The organism is Flavobacterium sp. (assembly GCF_003525665.1).
In the GTDB taxonomy this organism is placed as follows: Bacteria; Bacteroidota; Bacteroidia; order Flavobacteriales; family Flavobacteriaceae; genus Flavobacterium.
The window spans coordinates 19750-23835 of sequence record NZ_DQDX01000079.1; the positions used below are offsets into that span (position 1 = coordinate 19750).

The following is a 4086-nucleotide window of genomic DNA, read 5'->3' on the forward strand; positions in this document are numbered from 1 at the left end:
AATGAAGCCATCGAAAAAGCGGCAAAGTCAATTGATCCAACTAATGACAATAAAATGTTTAGTCATCAAAGACGAGTTGGAAAAATTAAAGCGGCTGATGGCTATGGTATATTACTACTTAAAAAAACTGAATTAGAGGAATGTAAAAAATTTGAAGAAATCATAGCAATAACAGATAAAGTTATGAAAGAAGTTGAAAGGCTTGGCCCATTATGGAGTTATGATACGGCATTGCGTATTGGGTTTCATTTTAGGGTATATCCAACAGGTGTTTACATTCAAGCAGGTGTTAAAAAAGGATATAAAAAAATATTCAATGAAAATTCTAAAAATAGATTTGAAGATAAAGATAAATTTCCGCAAGAACTTCAAGTATTAGAACCTTACGAAATTGAGAATTTTTTATGCATTTGGGGAAATGATAAAGTAATCAAAAAACTATGCTAAAACTAATTTGTAAAATGCTACATTTGTGATATGAATATAGAAAGCATCATAGCAACAATTGCCTCTTTAGGAGCAATCTACGCGTTTGCTAAAAATGATACACCCATATTTTCCCTTTTAAAAAAAACCTTTTTGTAACTTTTTTTGACACGTGAATTTTTGGTGGGTAGCAAAGTTTCTAAGTATATAAGGCGATAACACCAATTTAGGATTCAAACCTGTGACCTACATCTGCTAAAAAAATCTTCGTGTTAACACAATATTGTCTTATAAATTTTGCTGATAATTAATTAATTTTTGTCACACAATCAGAACTTATAAAAAAAATAACAAATTAGTAAATCTAACTTGATATTATCTAATTTCTAGAATAAAGGGCAATTCTATACTCATTTGTTTCTCTCAATGCACTAAGAAAATAGTTGATTGTTTCCAAACATAATTTGGAAAGAACATCATAGCTCTTTTTATGACATTTTCTGTATTTTTTACCGCTACCGCAAAAGCAAATCGAAACTCTATCTATTTTTTTTCCTTCAATAATTTGTTTTAAGCCAAATTCAATATTAAAAATATTATCTGTCATAAATGTTTCTTCAAAAAACTCAATCCATCCTTTATTTCCATGTGACCTTTCTTTTAAAAAGTAGCCATTTTGATTTCTAAAAATTTGGCTATAAAAATAGTTCTTTACCTGATTATTGATAAATGAACTTAGCGTTATGCCATTATTGCAAATTATCAGCTCCTCGGGTGGAGAAGCAATGCAACAATTTCCAGTTTGTTCAAAAATATGCCAATCAACATTTCTGGGAATACGACCACCAGTTTCATATAACAACGGAAAATTATAAGGATAATTAGATACCGCTTTTATCGCTATTTGAAAAGTATCTTCTATATTGCCATATTCATCGAGCAATAGTATTGACCCGAAAATACAAGGCACTCCATCTTCAATTTTAAATGATAATTCCTTGTATTCATCTATAACTTCTAATGCCTCTTGCTCAAAAATAGTATAACCGTTCATCTTTATTTTGACCAAGGTCTTGATAAAGCAGCGCCACCTACTGTTGATGAAGTGCTACTAGTTTGTTCATTTTTATCTTCTCCATCAGGAAACCGCGTTCCTAAATGCTTTTGCCACAATCTACTAGCCTTCAGATGATTTTGCTCTTTCAATGCTGCTTCCGCATCAGCAAGAAAATTATCCAAATTAGTAACAAAATTATTTTTTCGAGTAGTATCATAATCACTAAACAAGTCGTCGTTTGGAGTCACAGGAACTACACATTCAAATTTTTGGGCTAACGTTTTCTTAATTTCTCGTAAAATGTCAGTTAATAAAATGTCGTCTCTATCATTAAGAACAATTTTATCTTTTGCATTCATAGCGAGAATAGTCATGGCAAGTCCGCTAGGCATTTTATTTCTTTTATAATCACACCAAGCTTTTAATTCTTTTATTGCTTTGTTCATTTTTCCATTGGCATCTTTATTTGCATTAAACCAGTCAATAAGTGCTTTTGGATCGCTATCTTCCCATCCATTGTTTTTTACAGCAAGTTGATATTCTTTACCACTAACTTTGTAATATACCGGAATATCAATTTCATAATCGCCAGAAAACACATTTCTTATACATTTTTTTCGATGCTCAGGTGAACTCGCTGTATAACCATTAACTGCATCCCAAATCCAGCTTTGCAAAGTTGTAGCTGTTACGTCAGGAGTTCTAAAAAAATAAACACCATCGTCCAAGTCACAAATGTCGTCCTTAGTCCTAATTCCTGTTTTCATTTTATAAGAACCTTGTATGTAAAATTTCGGAATATATTCGGAATGATGTTCTTTGAAATACTTTCTAATTCTTTCTCTTAAACCATCTTTAGAAGTGGTCATTTTTGTTTTTTTATTTGATGTCAGAGAAATTTCGGTATTAAATTCTCCAAACAAGTTGTGACAGTTTGCCATTTTTAATTGTTTTTATAGTTCTTAATAGTTTTAAAAAATTCTAAGACTTCAGGTTTAGTAGCAAACGTATTCCCAACTTGATTTCCTAATGATTGTATTGTTAACAGTGTTTTTTTATCAGCTCTATCCATTGTAATAATGTTCATTTGAGCGATTGACAAATCCGGCGATTTAATTCTTAAATAATTCCCTTTAGGATTTATTTTTGGAACTATTTTTCGTAAAAAATAATCTGTAAAATAAGATTGTCCATCTAATGCTGTCTGGAACATTTTCTCCTTCCATCCAATAATAGATTTTGATTTATTTGATGTAGATATCCAACCATTCGGGTTAGTTATACTGGAAATAGATAAAATACTAAAATCATCATATTCTTTTCCTTCCCCAACGTAATAATCAATAGCTTCTAATAATCCACAAAGAGAGGGATTGTTTGCCCAAACACCGCCGTCAGTGTATAAAAAGTTATTATGCTCGTGAACAGGGTAATAACTTGGTGCAGCAGAAGTAGCTAATGCAATATCAACGAGTTTAATTGTATTATCTACAAAATGTTCTGTTTGACTTCCAGACTTTTTAAAAACTTTTGGTTGTCCATTAGTTAAATTAAAACTAGGAATACAAAGCAGGTTATTTGCATCATTCATTGTTTTATCACCAAACAAATCCTCAAGTATTCTTTTCAATGGCTTAACTGAATGTTTATTAGAAAAGAAAATTTGCTTAACTTTTTTATAAGAATTCTGAAAACCTCTGATAATATAATTATTCGAAGTAGGAAATATTTTTGACCCTTTTGTCATATATAAATCTACCAAAGACTGTGCACTCATTCCATTTGCTAAACCAATTGCAATTAATCCACCAGTAGAGGTACCACATATCATATCAAAATGATCTGTAATACTTTTACTAGTCTTCAATTCAAAAGATGCTAAAATAGATGCACTATATAATCCTTTGATTCCTCCTCCATCAATCGATAGTATTTTAAAAACTTTTTTGCCCATTTTCTCCTGATGTTGCCATTAGTAATACAAAAGCAACTAAACCAAAAAATACACCAGTTTGAACTTGCAAACTTTTTGGTTTATTAAACAATATATCATTACAAAAACTTTCACAATTATAATTTATTAAACTGTAGGGCTGTCCTAGTTTTTGCAAAGCTTTTTGCACTACATTTTTTCTTTCTAAAGAATTGCCTTTAAATTTTTCGATTCTAGTGATGGATTTAACATCTTTAAAAAAATCACTCACTCTTGTAAGAACTACACCTATTCCGATAACATTTTCACAAATCAAATGCTCTCCATTCATATTATACCCTAAATATAGAGCATGGTGTTGTACTAAATTCCAACTACTTTTTGGGACAACTATTCTGTCACCAGGTTCTAAACCATAACGGTTTACTAAATTTTGTTCTAAATACATTTTTTTTTGAATTAATAATTAATAGGGCAAATATATAAAATATTTTTAAATGTTTGTTATAATGACATTATTTTTTAATGTTTGTTTTACTAACATTGATTAAACTAATAACCTATAGATTGTTAATAACCTTGTTAGTTTAACTATATAATTTGTTAATTAAAATTGCTACAATCATTTTTTTATATACTTTTGTCTAAGATTTAAAATTAAGCAACTAAG

5 protein-coding genes are annotated in these 4086 nt (G+C 29.8%); 1 reads left to right on the forward strand and 4 read right to left on the reverse strand.

The annotated features are described in order from the left end of the window. The coding region (locus DIU01_RS05820; protein ID WP_290832405.1) for a hypothetical protein at positions 1-447 on the forward strand (447 nt) is incomplete at its 5' end. A gap of 358 nt (positions 448-805) precedes the next feature. On the opposite strand, the gene DIU01_RS05825 is transcribed toward DIU01_RS05820, so the two are convergent. From DIU01_RS05825 to DIU01_RS05840, 4 genes are read right to left on the reverse strand one after another with little or no spacing between them, the layout of a single operon-like run. Further along, positions 806-1480 (reverse strand): hypothetical protein, encoded by a 675-nt coding sequence (locus DIU01_RS05825; protein WP_290832407.1) that lies wholly within the window; start codon positions 1478-1480, stop codon positions 806-808. A 2-nt stretch (positions 1481-1482) separates the two neighbouring features. Then, complete coding sequence (locus DIU01_RS05830) at positions 1483-2424, reverse strand: nucleotidyltransferase (RefSeq protein WP_290832409.1); 942 nt, start codon at positions 2422-2424, stop codon at positions 1483-1485. Positions 2425-2426: 2 nt separating this feature from the next. Continuing rightward, complete coding sequence (locus tag DIU01_RS05835; protein ID WP_290832411.1) at positions 2427-3437, reverse strand: CBASS cGAMP-activated phospholipase; 1011 nt, start codon at positions 3435-3437, stop codon at positions 2427-2429. Next, on the reverse strand, positions 3418-3864 hold the full coding sequence (locus DIU01_RS05840) for a lecithin retinol acyltransferase family protein (RefSeq protein ID WP_290832413.1): 447 nt from the start codon (positions 3862-3864) through the stop codon (positions 3418-3420). The genes DIU01_RS05835 and DIU01_RS05840 overlap by 20 nt, the downstream gene beginning before the upstream one ends. Between the last annotated feature and the right edge of the window lie 222 nt (positions 3865-4086).

Bases quoted from the DNA above. Each gene is read 5' to 3' on its own strand.
- DIU01_RS05825 (WP_290832407.1), bottom strand. From the start codon at position 1,480: ATGAACGGTTATACTATTTTTGAGCAAGAGGCATTAGAAGTTATAGAT.
- DIU01_RS05830 (WP_290832409.1), bottom strand. From the start codon at position 2,424: ATGGCAAACTGTCACAACTTGTTTGGAGAATTTAATACCGAAATTTCT.
- DIU01_RS05835 (WP_290832411.1), bottom strand. From the start codon at position 3,437: ATGGGCAAAAAAGTTTTTAAAATACTATCGATTGATGGAGGAGGAATC.
- DIU01_RS05840 (WP_290832413.1), bottom strand. From the start codon at position 3,864: ATGTATTTAGAACAAAATTTAGTAAACCGTTATGGTTTAGAACCTGGT.